Raw genomic sequence first — 17,045 nt, forward strand, 5'->3', positions numbered from 1 at the left:
CTCGACCCCCGGGCTGCCGGTACGTCTCTGCCCGTCGCGTAGCCGGCCCCCAGCCGAGTTTCGCCATGCTCGACCCCCGGGCAGTACGCCCACGCGGCGACGGGCAGGACGTACCGGCACGGACCCGACCCACCCACCGCACCCCCTGCGACAGGCGCCCACGCCAGCAATGTCACCCACGCAACCGCCCCCCACAATGCGGCCAAGGACTGGCCCCCCGCCGCACATAAAGCTTCTTCGCCCGGAACGTCTGTTCGGTGGCCGGCGCGTCCTGAGGACGCCCCGCGCCGCCAAGGCTGTGCCAGGTGTGCGTGTCGAACTGGTAGAGCCCGCCGTACGTACCGGAGGGATCCACCGCCCCCGCCCGCCCCCCGGACTCACACGCGGCAAGCCCGGACCAGTTCAGATGGTCCGCGCCCTGCACAGACGTCGGCGGCGGCTTCGTGCCGACCTTCACGACCTGCGTCCGGGGCTCCCGCACCACCTCGGTCCTCACTTGCCGCGGCTTCTGCTTGACACCGTTGACGATCCGCAGCGAGTACGTGATCCGCCGCACCCCGGCCTGCCCGGCCTGCTCGACGACCTCGGTCCCCCGGAAGAGCGAGGAGTCGTCCGTGCGCCGCACATCGAACGGGATCGGCTCCTCGCGGACCTCCTTCGACCCGGTGACCCGCATGACGGTGACGGTCTGCCCGTCACGAGGAAAGGTCCCGGGCGCGACGGACGTGGTGTCCTGCCCGTGGAGGGTGATCCCGGCCTCCGCGACGGCGTCGCCGACGGTCGCGGCATTGGTGCGGATGGTCCGTGCCTGCCCGTCGGCCATGACGGTGACGGTCCGTTCGGTGCGGACGTCGAGGGAGAGCCCGGCGCGCCCGATCGGCTGGGAGCGCGAGGTCGACACGTAGGCGCCCTCCGCCCGCACCCCGAGCTGCCTGAGTGCCCCGTCCACGGTGTGCGCGGTGGTCCACACCTGGCGCCGCTGCCCGTCGAGGGTGAGGCGGACGGGCCGCCCGTAGCGGACGGCGACCTCGTCGCCGCTGGCGAGGGCGGTACCGGGGGCGGGCGCGACGATGTCGTGCTCCCCCACCCGTACGCCTTCGTCGGCGAGGAGTTCGGTGACGTCGTCGGCGAACGTGTGCAGCGTGCGCGGCTTGCCGTCGACGCTGAGCTCGATGGCTTTGTCGTTGGCGACGAAGGCGGAGGTGCCGCCGGCGAGGAAGGCGACGACCAGCGCCTGCGGGAGGAGCCGCCGCAGCGGATCGGGCCGCTCGCCGGTCCGCTTGCGCCGTGCCTCCCGCCGCGCCGAGGCACGCCCCCCGACCTCGGAGAGGGTGTCGCCCGCGCCCCCTGGGACCCCCGAGGCACCCGCGGCCCCCTGCCGGGGAAGCCGCGGCTCGGTCGGCGCCTCGGACCCGGCGGAAGGCGCCGGCTCCCACGCCTCGTACGCGGGCCGATACGTGTCGAGGGGCTCACCCTGGCCGTAGGGCGGCGGCTCAGGACTCTCGTACGCCGGGTCATACGTCCCGTACGACCCGTCCATCTCGTACGACCCGTCCATCTCGTACGTCTCGTACTGCGAGTTGCTCACGACGACGCTCCAGGGGCTCCTGATCGGGGCGAGGGCGACCAGAACCTAGCGGAGCGGTCGTCACTCTCCCAAGCAACGCCGCTACGCAGTGTCGCGACACGCTCCCGCGCGCGCCCCCGGAAAAGGCCTGGAAGCGTTATGCGTCAGAAATCGAACGCGCGGGCAGTGTTGGCGGCGACCGCCTCTGCCAGCGCGTCCACCTCGACCCCCCGCACCGCGGCCATGGCGCGCAGCGTGACCGGAATGAGATAGGGAGCGTTGGGCCGTCCGCGGTACGGCGCGGGCGTCAGGAAGGGCGCGTCGGTCTCGACGAGGACGAGTTCCGCGGGGGCGACGGCGAGCGCGTCGCGCAGCGGCTGGGCGTTCTTGAAGGTCATGTTGCCGGCGAAGGACATGAAGTATCCGGAGCGGGCGCAGACCTCGGCCATGGCGGCGTCGCCGGAGTAGCAGTGGAAGACGGTGCGCTCGGGGGCGCCCTCTTCCTTGAGGATGCGCAGGACGTCGCCGTGGGCGTCGCGGTCGTGGATGACCAGCGCCTTGCCGTGCCGCTTGGCGATCTCGATGTGGGCGCGGAAGGAACGCTCCTGGGCGGCCTTGCCCTCGGGCCCGGTGCGGAAGTAGTCGAGGCCGGTCTCGCCGACGCCCTTGACCTGCGCAAGGGCGGCGAGCCGGTCGATCTCGGCGAGGGCGTCGTCCAGCGCGGTGTCCCCGCCCGGCTGCCGGGCGCCCTGCCGGGACCACCCGTCGGGGTCGCCGTGGACGATACGCGGCGCTTCGTTGGGGTGCAGTGCGACGGTCGCGTGGACGGCGTCGTACGCGGCCGCGGTCTTCGCCGCCCAGCGTGACCCGGCGAGGTCGCAGCCGACCTGCACGACCGCGCTCACACCGACCGCCGCGGCCTTGGCAAGCGCGTCCTCGACAGTGCCGGACTGCATGTCGAGGTGGGTGTGGGAGTCCGCGACGGGCACCCGGAGGGGCTCGGGAAGCGGGGGCGCGTCGTTGGTGCCGCGGGCCGAGGTGTTCGAAGGCATGCCCCGATCCTACGAACGGGGCATGCCCACCGGACTCCCGGAGGCGGTCAGCCGGCCTTGCGGTGGTGGAAGGGGTGCAGCAGATCCGACAGGTGCCAGTGGTGCTCCCCGCTCTGTGGGGCCCCCTCGGGCGCCCCCTCGGCCTTCCGCGCCGCCGGGGCCCGGTGCGGCTGATGCATCGACTTCAGCGCGGAGGACACCTGCCCGGGCCGCATGATGCGCACGACATGGCTGTCGCAGTTCAGGCAGGAGGGCCGGCTCAGCGGCGAGGGCACGACCTGGCCGTCCGCCACGTACGTCACGAACTCGCTGCCTTCGGCGTCGCGGTGGTGCTCGATCTCGTACGACTGCTCCCAGCCGTGCCCACAGCGCATGCAGGCGAAGGAATACGACTCGTGAACTACGGCGGTGGCCGCGGCGGCGTTGCCGCCGCTCTGCCCTGCGATCTCGCTCATGCCAGCTCCTCTGTCCGCTGGACAGCACCCCCGCCGGGGCGGAGGTGAGGGACGGGTGCGTCCCTTCAACCAGTGGACGCTTCTACCGGCGGATGCGCATCAAGCCTGTCGAGTGTTGGAGGCGATTTGGTCTTTCCTTGTCGCAACACCCCTGGTCCCAGGCCTGGGCTTTGCTTTTCACGCTACTCCTTTGCCCGCTTATGGCGTGCTGCGGGCGGCGTTTTTGGCGGCGACGACGGCATCGAAGACGTCCCTCTTGGGAAGCCCTGCCTCGGCGGCGACGGCGGCGATCGCCTCCTTGCGTCGCTCCCCTGCCTCCTCGCGCACCTGCACCCTGCGTACCAGCTCGTCCGCGTCGAGTTCCCCGGCCGCTTTCTCGGGTGCGCCCTCGACGACGACGGTGATCTCGCCGCGGACGCCCTCGGCGGCCCACGCGGCGAGTTCGCCCAGCGGCCCCCGCTTGACCTCCTCGTACGTCTTGGTCAGCTCGCGGCAGACGGCGGCCCGTCGCTCGGCGCCGAACGCCTCGGCCATCGCGGCGAGCGTGTCGTCGAGCCGGTGGGGCGCCTCGAAGTACACGAGGGTCCGGCGCTCCTCGGCGACTTCCTTCAGCCGTGAGAGCCGTTCCCCGGCCTTGCGCGGCAGGAAGCCCTCGAAGCAGAACCGGTCGACGGGCAGCCCGGACAGCGCGAGCGCGGTGAGGACGGCGGACGGGCCGGGTACGGCGGTGACCTTGATGTCCTTCTCGACGGCGGCCGCGACCAGCCGGTATCCGGGGTCGGACACGGACGGCATCCCGGCGTCGGTCACGAGCAGGACCCGCGAGCCGGCCAACAGCGCGTCGACGAGCTCGGGCGTGCGCGCCGACTCGTTGCCCTCGAAGTACGACACCACGCGCCCCGAGGTCTGCACCCCGAGCGCCTGGGTGAGGCGCCGCAGCCGCCGGGTGTCCTCGGCGGCGACGACATCGGCGCCGGCCAGTTCCTGGGCGAGCCGGGGCGGCGCGTCCGCGACGTCGCCGATGGGCGTACCCGCGAGCACGAGGATTCCGGCGGGGCTGGTTCCGGTGGGGCTGGTTCCTGTCACGGTTCCATCCTCGCAGGGCCGGCTCTGCTCAATTGGCCAGGCCGGATCAGGGAGCGGTGCCTGGCGCGGTGCATCGCAAGGCGGAGGAGGGCGTCGACGCGGAGCGTCGGTGACCGACGACAACGCCGCGAGGTGCCGTGCCAGGCACCGCGAGCCCGGCATGGCCAATTGAGTAGGGCCAGGCACGGGACTCCCACAGATGGGTTCCCTACGATGGCGCGGTGACCAGTACCGCGTCCTCCACGGACACCCGGCAGGGCCAGGCCGCCGAAGAGCAGCGGCCGTCGTGGCAGCAGCGGCTGCGCCGCTTCGGATACACGGCGCCGTCGAGAAGCGATGTGCGTGACCGCCTCGTGCCGCCGTACACCCGGCCCAGCCCACGTATCTGGGCCATGCTCGGCCTGCGCCAGGAGGTGGGCGAGCGCATCACCCGCTGGTCGGGGTGGGGCGGCCCGCTGCTCGTGACGCTGATGGCCGGGCTGATGCGGTTCTGGCACCTGGGCAGCCCGAAGGCGGTGATATTCGACGAGACGTACTACGCCAAGGACGCCTGGGCGCTCATCCACCGCGGGTTCGAGACCAACTGGGCCAAGGACGCCAACGACCTGGTCCTGCAGGGCGGCAGCCAGGTCAGCCCCACCGGCGACGCCGCGTACGTCGTGCACCCGCCGGTCGGCAAGTACGTCATCGGGCTCGGCGAGTGGATCTTCGGGTTCGACCCGTTCGGCTGGCGGTTCATGACGGCGGTGCTCGGCACGCTCTCCGTCCTGCTGCTGTGCCGGATCGGCCGCCGGATCTTCCGTTCGACGTTCCTGGGCTGCCTGGCGGGCGCGCTGATGGCGGTGGACGGCCTGCACTTCGTGATGAGCCGCACCTCGCTGCTCGACGGCGTGCTGATGTTCTTCGTGCTCGCGGCCTTCGGCTGCCTGGTCCTCGACCGTGACAGGGCGCGTGCCCGGCTCGCGGCGGCGCTGCCCGCCGACGCGGACGGTGTCGTACGCCCGGACCCGCACATCGCCGAGACGACCCGCCTCGGCCGGCGGCCCTGGCGCTGGGCGGCCGGTCTGATGCTGGGCCTGGCGCTGGGCACCAAGTGGAACGCGCTGTACATCCTGGCCGCGTTCTGTGTGATGGCGGTCCTGTGGGACGTGGGCGCGCGCCGGGTCGCGGGCGCCCGGCACCCGTACACGGCCGTCCTCAAGCACGACACGGGCCTGGCGTTCCTGGCCACCGTGCCGGTCGCGGTCGCCGTCTACCTGGTCTCCTGGACGGGCTGGATCCTCTCCCCGACCAACGGCAGCGGCGGCTACTACCGCAACTGGGCCGCGACCGACGGCAAGGGCGGCAGCTGGACGTTCCTGCCGGACTGGCTGCGCAGCCTGTGGCACTACGAGCACGAGGTGTACAAGTTCCACGTCGGCCTGTCGTCCCCGCACACGTACCAGTCGAACCCGTGGAGCTGGATCGTCGACGGCCGCCCGGTGTCGTACTTCTACGAGTCCCCGGCGCCCGGCAAGGACGGCTGCCCGGTCGACGCGGGCGAGAAGTGCGCCCGTGAGGTCCTGGCGATCGGCACCCCGCTGCTGTGGTGGGCGGCCTGCTTCGCGGTGCTGTACGTGCTGTGGCGCTGGGCGTTCCGTCGCGACTGGCGGGCGGGCGCGATCGCGTGCGGCATCGCGGCGGGCTATCTGCCCTGGTTCATGTACCAGGAGCGGACGATCTTCTACTTCTACGCGGTCGTCTTCGTCCCGTTCCTGTGCCTGGCCGTGGCGATGATGATCGGCGCGATCCTCGGCCCACCCGGCTCCGGCGAACGCCGCCGGGTGATGGGTGCGACGGCCGCGGGCGTCCTGGTCCTGCTGATCGCCTGGAACTTCATCTATTTCTGGCCGCTCTATACCGGAACGGCTATTCCGATCGATTCCTGGCGATCCCGTATGTGGCTGGACACCTGGGTCTAACGATTCAGAGAACGCTTACCCCACGGGCCACTCCCTCCGCATACAGTGCGATGCAGACCACCATTTCTGAACGCGTTCAGAAGTTCGGGGAGGGGTCCACGGGGAGGGAAGCGCCCGATGCGCAAGGGGGCAAAGGCCGCCATCGTCGGCACGGTGTTCGCCGTGATGGTGGGGGGCGCCGGATACGGCGCGTACAACGTGGTGACCGCGATCAGCGGGGACGAGGGGGGGTCGGGACCGGCGGGGGCCGTGACCAAGAAGAGCGGGCCGCTGTCGAAGGACGAGGTCAAGGACAGCAGCAGCAAGTTCTTCACCGCCTGGGAGAAGGCCGAGCCGGCCGAGGCCGGGGGTTACACGAACTTCCCGGAAGCCGCCGAGAAGCTCCTGACCGCCTACGGCACCGACGCGCACATCACCCATGTGAAGATCAAGACCCACACCGTCATCGGCACGACCGTGTCCTTCGCCGTCGACGCGACGGTGTCGTACGACGGGAAGAGCAAGCCCCTGGCGTACGACTCCGAGCTGAAGGTCGTGCGCGGGGCCAGCACCGGCGCTCCGCTGGTCGACTGGCAGCCGTCCGTGATCCACCCCGATCTGCGCAGGGACGACACCCTGTTCACGGGCGAGGCGTCGAGCCCGCCGATCGAGGCCGTGGACCGCAGTGGCGTCGTCCTGACCAAGGAGAAGTTCCCCTCGCTCGGGCCGATCCTGGACGAGCTGCGCGCCAAGTACGGCGACACGGCGGGCGGCACCCCCGGCGTCGAGCTGGCGATCCGGCGCGCGGACGACAACGCGCCCGACAAGACGCTGGTGACCCTCGCCAAGGGCAGGGCCGGCAAGCTGCGCACGACGCTCTCCGCGACCGCGCAGGGCGCCGCCGAGAAAGCGGTCAAGGAGTACGACGAGTCGTCGGTGGTCGCGGTGAAGCCGAGCACCGGTGAGGTGCTGGCGGTGGCGAACCACCGCGCGGACGGGTTCAACGCGGCGTTCCAGGGGACGCTGGCGCCGGGCTCCACGATGAAGATCATCACCTCGGCCATGCTCATCGACAACGGTGTCGCGTCGATGAGCAGTCCGGCGCCGTGCCCGCAGACGGCGACCTGGCAGAGCCAGACCTTCCACAACCTCACGGGCATGAAGCCCAACCCGGGCGCGACTCTCGCCAACAGCTTCGCGCGGTCCTGCAACACGGCCTTCGTGAAGCTCGTCGACGGCACCGAGGCGCATCCGCTCACGGACGCGTCGCTGACCACCGAGGCGCAGGAGCACTTCGGGCTCGGGCAGAACAACTGGAAGACCGGCATCGCGTCCTTCGACGGCAAGGTCCCCGCCTCCGCGGGCCCGGACCGCGCCGCCAACGCCATCGGCCAGGGCCAGGTCCAGATGAGCCCGCTGAACATGGCGTCGGTGACGGCGACCGCGATCACGGGCGCCTTCCGCCAGCCGGTGATCGTGTCCCGGAAGGTCGACGACCGCCAACTGGCCACCGCGCGCGGCCTGTCGCCGAACACGGTCGCGCAGCTGAGGTCGATGCTGCGGCTCACCGCGACCAGCGGCACCGCCGCGCAGGTCATGGCCGGGCTCGGCGGGGACATCGGCGCGAAGACCGGCTCCGCCGAGGTCGACGGCCAGTCGAAGTCCAACAGCTGGTTCACCGGCTACCGCAATGACATCGCGGCCGCGGCGATGACCCAGGAGGGCGGGCACGGCGGGGACGCGGCGGGCCCGATTGTCGCGGACGTGCTACGAACTGGTGGCTGAAGTCACCCGTGTCGTACCGGGACCCTAGGGTGGTGCCTCTCGTTGTGATGCGTGAGGGCACCCGGGGGGCGCCAGGGGAACCAGCACGGAGGATCTGGAGCTGTGGGCAAGAGAAGGCGCGCCTCCGAGCGCACCGGCAGTAAGCGCGGTCCGCTCGTGATCGGGCTGGTCACCGTGGTCGCCGCGGGCGGCGCGATCGGCGCGTACACGCTCTACGGCGGGGGCGGCGCCGCGGCAGAGGACCGCACGTCGGCGACGGGCGACCACAAGGCCGTGAAGTCGGGCCCGGTGTCGGCGACCGAGATCCGCACGACGGCGACGGCCTTCCTGACCTCCTGGCAGCACGGCCAGGTCGCGAAGGCCGCCGCCGCCACGGACGACTCGGCGGCGGCGACGAAGGCCCTGACCGGCTACACCAAGGACGCGCACATCACCGGCGTCACGCTCACCGGCGGGACGCGCAAGGGGGCCACCGTCCCGTTCTCGGTGAAGGCGACGGTGACGTACAAGGGCAAGAGCAAGCCGCTGGCGTACGAGTCGAGGCTGACTGTCGTGCGGCGCGCCAAGGACGGGGTGCCGCTGGTGAGTTGGGAGCCCTCCGTGGTGCACCCGGCTCTGACCGAGGGCGACCGCCTGGTGACCGGCGCCTCGGGCACGCCCCCGGTCAAGGCGCTGGACCGCGACGGCGGCGAGCTGACGGCGGCCAAGTACCCCTCCCTCGGCACGGTCCTCGACGGACTGCGGGAGAAGTACGGCAAGAAGGCCGGCGGCAGCGCGGGCATCGAGCTGCGGGTGGTGCGCAAGGCGGCGAAGAAGGGGGCGGACAAGACCCCCGACAAGACGCTGCTGACGCTGAGCGAGGGCACGCCCGGCACCGTGAGGACGACGCTGAGCCCGGCGCTCCAGGCGAAGGCCGAGCAGCAGGTGCTGACGAAGGCGCGCTCCTCGGTCGTGGTCATGCGCCCCTCGACGGGTGAGATCCTCGCCGTCGCCAACCAGTCCCACGGCTTCAACACGGCGTTCCAGGGCTCGATGGCGCCGGGTTCGACGATGAAGATCGTGACGTCGACGCTGCTGTTCGAGAAGAACCTGGCGAAGGCGGACAAGGTGCACCCCTGCCCCAAGACCGTCACGTACGGCCACTGGAAGTTCCACAACGACGACGACTTCGAGATCAAGGGCGGCACGTTCAAGGGCAGCTTCGCCCGGTCCTGCAACACGGCCTTCATCAGCCAGGCGAAGAAGCTGAAGGACGCCGACCTGACCGCGACCGCCCAGCGGATCTACGGCCTGAGCATGAACAACTGGGCCATCGGCGTCCCGTCCTTCGACGGTTCGGTGCCCGTGCAGCGCGACGCGCAGATGGCGGCCTCGCTCATCGGCCAGGGCGCGGTGCGCATGAACCCGCTGAACATGGCGTCGGTGGTCTCGACGGCGAAGACGGGCGTGTTCCACCAGCCCTACCTGGTCTCCCCGTCGGTGGACGGCCGCTCGCTCGCGAAGGCGACCGGCACGATGTCGTCGTCGACGCGGTCCCAGCTGCGGGAGGTCCTGCAGTACACGGCGGCGGCCGGCACGGCCGCGGAGGCGATGGCGGGCCTCGGTCCGGACGACGGTGCGAAGACAGGTTCGGCGGAGGTCGACGGCCAGAAGAAGCCGAACGGCTGGTTCACCGCGTGGAAGGGCGACCTGGCGGCGGCGGGCGTCGTGCAGGCCGGCGGCCACGGCGGCGACTCGGCGGGCCCGATCGTGGCGGCCCTGCTGCGGGCGGGCAGCTGAGCTCAGCGGGCCACCGGGGTCCCGGCAGCCGTGTACGTACGGCGCAGGAAGCGGATCAGCGCCTTCGACTCGAACTGCACGACCGCCACCCCGTGGGCGGAGTGGAACTCCAGGACGGCCTGCACACGTCCGCACGGCCAGACGCGGACGTCTCCGCTGGCGACGGGGGCCCGCAGCCCCTGTTCGAGGAGGTCGCGGTTGAAGACCCACTCGTGCGGGCCGGGCAGCGTGATCTGCACCAGGCGGGGGTCGGTCTCGGGGTCGTAGCGCAGGGCGACGGGGACGGCTCGGTGTTCGTCGTCGACGGAGTCCGCGGTGTCCGTGACGATATGGGCGCGTGCGTACTGTTCGACGGCGGACATGAGCCGACTCCTTACGCTGCGTAACCTGTGCGGAGGATGTGAATCCGCCCGCTTCTCCAATGTCGCACATTCCCTCGAATCCGCCTCCGCACCCCCATCGAACAGCACCGCAGCCAATTCATAGGCACACGCTCTTGCAAGCCGTTCGCAACAAGCCACTATTATCGAACGGTGCATGTGCCTGACGGATTCATCAACGCCCCTGTCTCCGCGGTCGCCGGAGTGGTCGCCGCCGGTGCCGTCGCCGTCTCCCTCAAGGGAGCCCGGCGCGAACTCGACGAGAAGACCGCCCCGCTCGCCGGCCTCGTCGCCGCGTTCATCTTCGCCGTGCAGATGCTGAACTTCCCGGTCGCCGCCGGGACCAGCGGCCATCTGCTCGGCGGCGCGCTCGCGGCGATCCTCGTCGGCCCCTTCACCGGCGTCCTGTGCGTCTCGGTGGTCCTGCTGATGCAGGGCATCCTCTTCGCGGACGGCGGCCTCACCGCGCTCGGCGTGAACATCACCGACATGGCGATCGTCACGACGGTGGTGTCCTACGCCGTCTTCCGCGGCCTGGTGAAGGTGCTTCCGCGCGGGCGGCGGTCGATCACCGCGGCCGCGTTCGTCTCGGCACTGCTGTCCGTGCCCGCCGCGGCCGTCTGCTTCACCTTCATCTACGCGCTCGGCGGCACCACCGACGTGCCGATCGGCAAGGTAGCCACGGCCATGATCGGCGTGCACGTCCTCATCGGCATCGGCGAGGCCGCGATCACCGCGCTGACCGTCGGCGCCGTCATCGCCGTACGACCCGATCTCGTGTACGGCGCCCGCGGGCTGCAGCAGCGCCTCAAGCTCCGCGTCGGCGGCGAACTGGTCGACGCGCCCGCGGCGGTTCCCGTGGCGGCCCGCTCCTCGCACCGCAAGGTGTGGCTCACCGGCCTCGCCGCCTCCCTCCTCCTCGCGGGCGTCGTCAGCTTCTACGCCTCCGCCAGCCCCGACGGCCTGGAGAAGGTCGCCAAGGACCAGGGCATCGACCAGAACACCAAGAAACACCACACCGAGGACTCCCCGCTCGCCGGATACGGCGTCAGGGACATCGCGGACGCCCGGCTCTCCGGCGGTCTCGCGGGTGTGATCGGCGTCGGCGCCACCGTCCTCACGGGCAGCGGGATCTTCTGGGCGGTCCGCAGGCGCCGTACGAACGCCACCTCCCCCGCGTCCCTGCCCGAAGGCGTCTGACATGGGCGCGGGCCACGCCCACAAGCTCTACCGGCACGGGCACTCGCCGGTGCACTCCCTGCCGCCGCACACCAAGCTGGCGGCGGCCTTCGCCTTCGTGGTCGTGGTCGTCTCCACACCGCGCGAGGCCATGTGGGCGTTCGCGCTGTACGCGGCACTGCTCGCGGTCGTCGCGCACCGGGCCCGTGTCCCGGCCGCCTTCCTGCTCAAGCGGCTGCTGATCGAGATCCCGTTCGTGGCCTTCGCGGTACTGATGCCGTTCGTGGCGCAGGGCGAGCGGGTGGACGTCCTCGGCCTCTCGCTGAGCGTCAACGGACTGTGGGGCGCCTGGAACGTGCTGGCCAAGGGCACCCTCGGCGTCGCCGCCTCCGTCCTGCTCGCCTCCACCACCGAACTGCGCGAACTGCTGCTCGGCCTCCAGCGGTTGAAGCTCCCGCCGCTCCTCGTGCAGATCGCCTCCTTCATGATCCGCTACGGCGATGTCATCACGGACGAGATGCGGCGGATGCGGATCGCGCGGGAGTCGCGCGGGTTCGAGGCGCGCGGGGTCCGGCACTGGGGCGTCCTCGCCAAGTCGGCGGGCGCGCTCTTCATCCGCTCCTACGAACGCGGGGAGCGGGTGCATCTGGCCATGGTCAGCCGGGGGTACGCCGGTTCGATGCCGGTGATCGACGAGGTGACCGCGTCCCGGGCGCAGTGGTCGTACGCCCTCGCCCTGCCGGTCGCCGCCCTTGTCGTGTGTCTGTTGGGATGGACCCTGTGACTGCTTCCCTGGAGGTCTCCGGCCTCGCCTTCGCCTACCCCGACGGCCATCAGGCCCTCTTCGGCGTGGACTTCACCGTCGCCCGCGGCGAGCGCGTAGCGCTGCTCGGCCCGAACGGCGCCGGCAAGACCACCCTCGTCCTGCACCTCAACGGCATCCTGGCCGGTGGCGCCGGAACCGTGACGGTGGCCGGGCTCCCGGTCGGCAAGCAGCACATGGCCGAGATCCGGCGCAAGGTCGGCATCGTCTTCCAGGACCCGGACGACCAGCTGTTCATGCCGACGGTGCGGGAGGACGTGGCGTTCGGTCCGGCGTCGGCGGGCATGAAGGGACCCGAGCTGGAGGCCCGGGTGGACAGCGCCCTCTCCCAGGTCGGCATGGCGGAGTTCAAGGACCGCCCGCCGCACCACCTCTCCTTCGGCCAGCGCCGCCGGGTCGCGGTCGCGACGGTGCTCGCGATGCGGCCGGAGATCCTCGTCCTCGACGAACCGTCCTCCAACCTCGACCCCGCCTCCCGGCGTGAACTCGCCGACATCCTGCGGTCGTTGGACGTGACGGTCCTCATGGTCACGCACGACCTGCCGTACGCGCTGGAGCTGTGCCCGCGCTCCCTCGTCCTGAGCGAGGGCACGATCGCGGCCGACGGAAAGACCGGCGAGCTGCTGTCGGACGAGGAGCTGATGCGGGCGCACCGCCTGGAGCTGCCCTTCGGGTTCGACCCGCGCTCCGTGACAATGGGCGCGTGACGAACGAAGAGACGGGCACTTCCGAGGCGCGGGCCGGATCGCTGCTGCTCGACGAGCAGCTGTGCTTCGCGCTGTACGCGGCCCAGCGCGCCGTGACCGCCGCCTACCGCCCACTCCTCGACGAACTCGGCCTGACGTATCCGCAGTACCTGGTCCTCCTCGTCCTGTGGGAGCGCGGCGAGACCACGGTCAAGGAGCTGGGCGCGGCCCTGCGGCTCGACTACGGCACGGTGTCGCCGCTGCTCAAGCGCCTGGAGTCGGCCGGTCTCGTACGCCGTGAGCGGTCGGCGCACGACGAGCGCTCGGTGCTCGTCGCGGTCACCGGACGCGGCGAGGAGCTGCGCGAGCGCGCGGCGGGCGTGCCCGGGGCGCTGCTGACGGCGACCGGGCTGAGCGGGGACGAGGTGGCGAGGCTGCGCGGGGAGCTGTGGCGGCTGGCGGAGCGGGCGGACGGGGCGGCGGGGCGCTGATCCCCCGGGAGGGGCGTGTTGATCCCTCGTGAGGGGGCAGGGCGCTGACCCGGGCAGGCCGCTGACGCCGGGTTACCCGCGGTTGCCACCCCCTGGCGGTGACCCGCGAACCTACCGGCCGGTACCTTGTGCACGATGTACTTGCACGCACTTGTGTTGCCCGCTCCGGGGGAGGTTCAGCGATGAGTGACGGCACCGCCGTCGACACCCGTCCGACGAAGATCATGTACGTCGCCGAGGCCACCGCCCACGGCGGCCGGGACGGCTATGTGACCAGCCAGGACGGCCAACTGGAGCTGCGGGTCGCGATGCCGCACGCGCTCGGCGGGGACGGCAACGGCACCAACCCGGAGCAACTGTTCGCGGCCGGGTTCAGCGCCTGCTTCCACAACGCGCTCGTCCTCGTCGGCCGCCGCGCGGGCTACGACCTGTCCGGTTCCACCGTCGCCGCGAAGGTCGGCATCGGCCCCAACAAGCAGCGCGGCTACGGCCTCGCGGTCGCCCTCAGCGTGTCCCTCCCGGTGCTGGACCAGGACCTCGCGACCAAGCTGGTCGACGCGGCCCACGAGGTCTGCCCCTACTCGAACGCGACCCGGGGCAACATCGACGTCACGGTTCTGCTGGGCTGAGCCGCCCGGGCCTGGGAATCGCAGGCGATGAATGGGTGTTGCATCCATTGTCGTAGGCGGTGTCGTGGGCGAACTGAACGGGAGTACGGGCGTGGACGTGAACGGCACGGTGGCCGAGGGCTTCGAACCGGTCAGGGACGCGTTCGCGCGCAACTTCGACGTGCTCGGGGACCGGGGCGCGGCCGTCGCCGTGTACCGGGACGGGCGCAAGGTCGTGGACCTGTGGGGCGGCACGCGGGACGTCGACGGTGCCGAGCCGTGGGAGCGGGGCACCGCGCAGATCGTGCGCTCCGCGACGAAGGGTGTCGCCGCCGCCGTACTGCTGATGCTCGTGGAGCGCGGGCAGCTCGACCTGGACGCTCCGGTGGGCCGCTACTGGCCGCAGTACAAGGCGTACGGCAAGGAGCGGACGCTGGTGCGGCACGTGCTCGCGCACCGCGCCGGGGTGCCCGTCCTCGACCGTCCGCTGACGCCGGCCGAGGCGGCGGACCCCGACTTCGCGGCCGCCGCGATCGCCGCACAGCCGCCCGCCTGGGAGCCCGGCGCCGACCACGGCTACCACGCACAGACGTACAGCTGGCTGACGAACGAACTGGTCCGGCGCGTCACGGACCGGACGATCGGCGAGTGGATCGCGGACGAGATCGCCCGGCCGCTGGGCCTGGACCTGTGGGTCGGCCTGCCGGAGCAACAGGCGCCCCGCGTGGGCCGGGTCGGCCGGATCGAGGCCCCCGCCGCGGACGGCGCGCTGAAGGCCCGCCCCAAGCGGTCGGTCTCCGAGGCCTACGCCGACCCGTCCTCCCTCACCCGCCGCGCCTTCGCCGCGATCACCCCGCAGCCGGACGAGAACGACCCCGCGTACCACAGGGCCGTCCTGCCCGCCTCGAACGGCATCGCCACCGCGGTCGGCCTGGCCCGCTTCTACGCGGCGCTGCTCGGGGAGGTCGACGGCGTACGGCTGCTGGCACCCGGGACGGTCGACCTGGCCCGCACCGAAGCCTCCGCAGGCCCCGACCGCGTCCTGGTCGTGGGCACCCGCTTCGGCCTCGGCTACATGCTGCACGGCACGGCTTCGCCCCTCCTCGGCCCCGGCTCCTTCGGCCACCCGGGCCGCGGCGGCGCCCTCGGCTTCGCCGACCCGGACTCGGGCATCGCCTTCGGCTATGTCACCAACGGCTTCCGTACGAGCGTGACGGCGGACCCGCGGGCGCAGGCGCTGGTACGGGCGGTGCGGGCGGCGGAGTCATCGCTCTGAGTCCGTCCCGGGCACCGCGGTCAGCGGGTCAGCGGGTAGGCGGTCAGCGAGTAGGCGGTCAGCGGGTCAGGGAGTGCGATGTCCTCCCGGACGCCTGGTCTATCTCGTCGTGTGCCTTGGTCAGCAGTTGCATCGCGAGTTCGTTCAGCGCGCGAGCCCCCGCGATCTCCTCGCCGACCCTCGGCTGATTCTCGTCCGAGCGGTGGCGGCTGGCATAACCGTGCGCCCGCACCTCCTTCCCGTCGGGCAGCCGTACGAGGGCCGCCGCCCGTGTGCGCTGGTCGTCCTCCTCGAACTCCAGCTCGATGTGCCATCCCACAGCGGTGTGCGTCATGACGATCACCTCCGAAACCGCTGCTTCCAGAGTGCTCCTCCAGGGCCGTCGACGCACGGGCCGCCGGTCCCAGGGATCTGCCGCGGCCCCGCTATCCCGCGTGCAGCATCAGCCCGATCCCCACGACCAGCAGCCCCGCCGCCGCGATCCTCGGCGCCCCGAACCGCTCCTTGAAGAAGACGGCGCCTATCGCGGCACCGACGATGATCGACGACTCGCGGAGCGCGGCGATCGGGGCCAGTTCCGCACGGGTCTGGGCCCACAGGACGAGCCCGTACGCCGACACGGAGAGCGCCGCTCCGAGGAAGCCGACCCCGGCGAAGGGCCGCAGGATCGCCACGGTCCCGCCCCGCCAGCGCCACACCGCGTACGCCGGGACGACCACGCCCTCGACCGCCATCAGCCACGCGATGTACCCGAGGGAGGAGCCCGACGCGCGCACGCCGAGCCCGTCGACCACCGTGTACGCCGCGATCGTCAGTCCGGTGGCCAGCGCCGCCCCGATCGCCGCCCAGTTGGGACGGCTCCCGCGCAGCCCCCACAGCGCCACCCCGGTCAGTCCCGCGCACGACACGGCGATGCCCGCAGCCGCCCAGCCGTCGGGCACCTCGTGCGCGAAAAGCGCCGCGAGCCCCGTGACGACCAGCGGCGCGGTCCCGCGCGCGATCGGGTACGCCTGTCCGAAGTCCCCCAGCCGGAAGGACCGCATGAGCAGCACGTAGTACGCGACATGGATGACGGCGGAGGCGATCAGATACGGCCACGCCCCGGCCGCCGGAAACGGCACGAACGGCGCCATGGCCATCCCGATCAGGGCCCCGCCGCCCGCGATCAGTGTGAAGCCGACCAGCTTGTCGGTGATGTGGTGCGCGATGGCGTTCCAGCTCGCGTGGGTGACCGCGGCGAACAGCACCGCCGCGGTCACCAGGGGCGTCACGGGGTCTGCTCGCGCACGTCCACGAGCGCCGCGCCGGCATGCGCGAGCAGCGCCTTCGGTTCCATCGGGAACACGGCGTGCGGGGTCCCGGCCGCCGCCCACACCACGTCGTGGTCCAGCAGTGAACGGTCGGCGAGGACACGGGTCCTCGTACGGTGCCCGAAGGGCGGCACGCCCCCGATCGCGTACCCGGTCGTCTCCCGTACGACGTCGGCCCTGGCCCGGGTGACCTTCTCGACGCCGAGCGCCTGCCGGACGAGTTCCAGGTCGACGCGGGACGACCCGTCCATGAGGACGAGCACCGGTACCCCGTCCGCCGCGAAGATCAGCGACTTGCAGATCTGACTCAGTTCACAGCCGATCGCAGCGGCGGCCTCGGCGGCGGTACGGGCGCCTTCCGGGAAGTGCCGGACCTGCGAGGGCAGTTCGTCCAGGCCCAGCTCGCGCAGGGCCTCGGCGAAGCGGGGGTGGGCTCCTGATTCCGAAGACGTCATGAAACGCAGGCTAGCTGCCCGTTACATGCGTCACGAACGAATTCCAAGGCGGAAGGGCGCCCCCCCGAGGCGCGGGGCGCCCCTGTCGTGGCGGGCGGGGGGGATGACAACCCTGCCCAATCCCCGTGCTCGGCCCCGGCGGCGGCCAGAGGGCGGGGGGGGGCGCGCGCGCC

Annotated in this window: 17 protein-coding genes; 9 read left to right on the top strand and 8 right to left on the bottom strand. The window is 71.7% G+C overall.

Going from position 1 to position 17,045, the window contains the following annotated elements; all coding sequences use genetic code 11:
* Positions 1–172: 172 nt before the first annotated feature.
* The 4 genes from ABZS97_RS38170 to rsmI form a co-directional block, all read right to left on the bottom strand.
* The gene (locus ABZS97_RS38170) at positions 173–1,588 is read right to left on the bottom strand and encodes a ubiquitin-like domain-containing protein (protein WP_356145897.1); all 1,416 of its coding nucleotides are present in this window, start codon (positions 1,586–1,588) and stop codon (positions 173–175) included.
* A 143-nt stretch (positions 1,589–1,731) separates the two neighbouring features.
* Positions 1,732–2,619: a TatD family hydrolase gene (locus ABZS97_RS38175; protein WP_356145902.1), complete on the bottom strand. Its 888-nt coding sequence runs from the start codon at positions 2,617–2,619 to the stop codon at positions 1,732–1,734.
* Positions 2,620–2,666: 47 nt separating this feature from the next.
* Positions 2,667–3,074: a hypothetical protein gene (locus ABZS97_RS38180; protein ID WP_356145905.1), complete on the bottom strand. Its 408-nt coding sequence runs from the start codon at positions 3,072–3,074 to the stop codon at positions 2,667–2,669.
* A 198-nt stretch (positions 3,075–3,272) separates the two neighbouring features.
* Complete coding sequence (gene rsmI, locus ABZS97_RS38185; protein ID WP_356145908.1) at positions 3,273–4,160, bottom strand: 16S rRNA (cytidine(1402)-2'-O)-methyltransferase; 888 nt, start codon at positions 4,158–4,160, stop codon at positions 3,273–3,275.
* A 221-nt stretch (positions 4,161–4,381) separates the two neighbouring features.
* Here rsmI and ABZS97_RS38190 point away from each other — a divergent pair, with 221 nt between their 5' ends.
* The 3 genes from ABZS97_RS38190 to ABZS97_RS38200 all read left to right on the top strand — a co-directional run bounded on the left by ABZS97_RS38190 (position 4,382) and on the right by ABZS97_RS38200 (position 9,664).
* Entirely contained in the window at positions 4,382–6,121 is a 1,740-nt protein-coding gene (locus ABZS97_RS38190; protein WP_356145911.1) for a phospholipid carrier-dependent glycosyltransferase, read from the top strand.
* A gap of 117 nt (positions 6,122–6,238) precedes the next feature.
* Complete coding sequence (locus ABZS97_RS38195; RefSeq protein WP_356145914.1) at positions 6,239–7,885, top strand: penicillin-binding transpeptidase domain-containing protein; 1,647 nt, start codon at positions 6,239–6,241, stop codon at positions 7,883–7,885.
* A 102-nt stretch (positions 7,886–7,987) separates the two neighbouring features.
* Entirely contained in the window at positions 7,988–9,664 is a 1,677-nt protein-coding gene (locus ABZS97_RS38200) for a penicillin-binding transpeptidase domain-containing protein (RefSeq protein ID WP_356145917.1), read from the top strand.
* A 2-nt stretch (positions 9,665–9,666) separates the two neighbouring features.
* On the opposite strand, the gene ABZS97_RS38205 is transcribed toward ABZS97_RS38200, so the two are convergent.
* Complete coding sequence (locus tag ABZS97_RS38205) at positions 9,667–10,026, bottom strand: SsgA family sporulation/cell division regulator (protein WP_356145920.1); 360 nt, start codon at positions 10,024–10,026, stop codon at positions 9,667–9,669.
* A gap of 171 nt (positions 10,027–10,197) precedes the next feature.
* Between ABZS97_RS38205 and ABZS97_RS38210 the strand changes: the two genes are divergently transcribed.
* The 6 genes from ABZS97_RS38210 (at position 10,198) to ABZS97_RS38235 (ending at position 15,107) form a co-directional block, all read left to right on the top strand.
* A complete protein-coding gene (locus ABZS97_RS38210) occupies positions 10,198–11,244 on the top strand; it encodes an energy-coupling factor ABC transporter permease (RefSeq protein ID WP_356145923.1) in 1,047 nt (348 codons plus the stop codon).
* Between the two features lies 1 nt (position 11,245).
* Positions 11,246–12,007: a cobalt ECF transporter T component CbiQ gene (gene cbiQ / locus ABZS97_RS38215; protein WP_356145926.1), complete on the top strand. Its 762-nt coding sequence runs from the start codon at positions 11,246–11,248 to the stop codon at positions 12,005–12,007.
* The gene (locus ABZS97_RS38220; protein ID WP_356145929.1) at positions 11,995–12,753 is read left to right on the top strand and encodes an ABC transporter ATP-binding protein; all 759 of its coding nucleotides are present in this window, start codon (positions 11,995–11,997) and stop codon (positions 12,751–12,753) included. The genes cbiQ and ABZS97_RS38220 overlap by 13 nt, the downstream gene beginning before the upstream one ends.
* Positions 12,750–13,223 (top strand): MarR family transcriptional regulator, encoded by a 474-nt coding sequence (locus tag ABZS97_RS38225; RefSeq protein ID WP_356145932.1) that lies wholly within the window; start codon positions 12,750–12,752, stop codon positions 13,221–13,223. The genes ABZS97_RS38220 and ABZS97_RS38225 overlap by 4 nt, the downstream gene beginning before the upstream one ends.
* A gap of 182 nt (positions 13,224–13,405) precedes the next feature.
* The gene (locus ABZS97_RS38230) at positions 13,406–13,852 is read left to right on the top strand and encodes an organic hydroperoxide resistance protein (RefSeq protein ID WP_356145935.1); all 447 of its coding nucleotides are present in this window, start codon (positions 13,406–13,408) and stop codon (positions 13,850–13,852) included.
* A gap of 91 nt (positions 13,853–13,943) precedes the next feature.
* Positions 13,944–15,107 (top strand): serine hydrolase domain-containing protein, encoded by a 1,164-nt coding sequence (locus tag ABZS97_RS38235; protein WP_356145939.1) that lies wholly within the window; start codon positions 13,944–13,946, stop codon positions 15,105–15,107.
* 58 nt (positions 15,108–15,165) lie between these two features.
* Here the strand turns inward: ABZS97_RS38235 and ABZS97_RS38240 are convergent, their stop codons facing one another.
* From ABZS97_RS38240 to ABZS97_RS38250, 3 genes are all read right to left on the bottom strand, one after another.
* Entirely contained in the window at positions 15,166–15,441 is a 276-nt protein-coding gene (locus tag ABZS97_RS38240; protein ID WP_356145942.1) for a DUF1876 domain-containing protein, read from the bottom strand.
* A 91-nt stretch (positions 15,442–15,532) separates the two neighbouring features.
* Positions 15,533–16,378: a DMT family transporter gene (locus ABZS97_RS38245; RefSeq protein WP_356145945.1), complete on the bottom strand. Its 846-nt coding sequence runs from the start codon at positions 16,376–16,378 to the stop codon at positions 15,533–15,535.
* Positions 16,375–16,872, bottom strand: a complete 498-nt coding sequence (locus ABZS97_RS38250; RefSeq protein WP_356145949.1) for a YbaK/EbsC family protein — start codon at positions 16,870–16,872, stop codon at positions 16,375–16,377. The genes ABZS97_RS38245 and ABZS97_RS38250 overlap by 4 nt, the downstream gene beginning before the upstream one ends.
* Positions 16,873–17,045 lie beyond the last annotated feature (173 nt).

The organism is Streptomyces sp. NPDC005485 (assembly GCF_040606085.1).
Classification (GTDB): domain Bacteria; phylum Actinomycetota; class Actinomycetes; order Streptomycetales; family Streptomycetaceae; genus Streptomyces.

Bases quoted from the DNA above. Each gene is read 5' to 3' on its own strand.
- ABZS97_RS38175 (WP_356145902.1), bottom strand. From the start codon at position 2,619: ATGCCTTCGAACACCTCGGCCCGCGGCACCAACGACGCGCCCCCGCTT.
- ABZS97_RS38180 (WP_356145905.1), bottom strand. From the start codon at position 3,074: ATGAGCGAGATCGCAGGGCAGAGCGGCGGCAACGCCGCCGCGGCCACC.
- ABZS97_RS38195 (WP_356145914.1), top strand. From the start codon at position 6,239: ATGCGCAAGGGGGCAAAGGCCGCCATCGTCGGCACGGTGTTCGCCGTG.
- ABZS97_RS38205 (WP_356145920.1), bottom strand. From the start codon at position 10,026: ATGTCCGCCGTCGAACAGTACGCACGCGCCCATATCGTCACGGACACC.
- cbiQ (WP_356145926.1), top strand. From the start codon at position 11,246: ATGGGCGCGGGCCACGCCCACAAGCTCTACCGGCACGGGCACTCGCCG.
- ABZS97_RS38220 (WP_356145929.1), top strand. From the start codon at position 11,995: ATGGACCCTGTGACTGCTTCCCTGGAGGTCTCCGGCCTCGCCTTCGCC.
- ABZS97_RS38230 (WP_356145935.1), top strand. From the start codon at position 13,406: ATGAGTGACGGCACCGCCGTCGACACCCGTCCGACGAAGATCATGTAC.
- ABZS97_RS38240 (WP_356145942.1), bottom strand. From the start codon at position 15,441: ATGACGCACACCGCTGTGGGATGGCACATCGAGCTGGAGTTCGAGGAG.
- ABZS97_RS38250 (WP_356145949.1), bottom strand. From the start codon at position 16,872: ATGACGTCTTCGGAATCAGGAGCCCACCCCCGCTTCGCCGAGGCCCTG.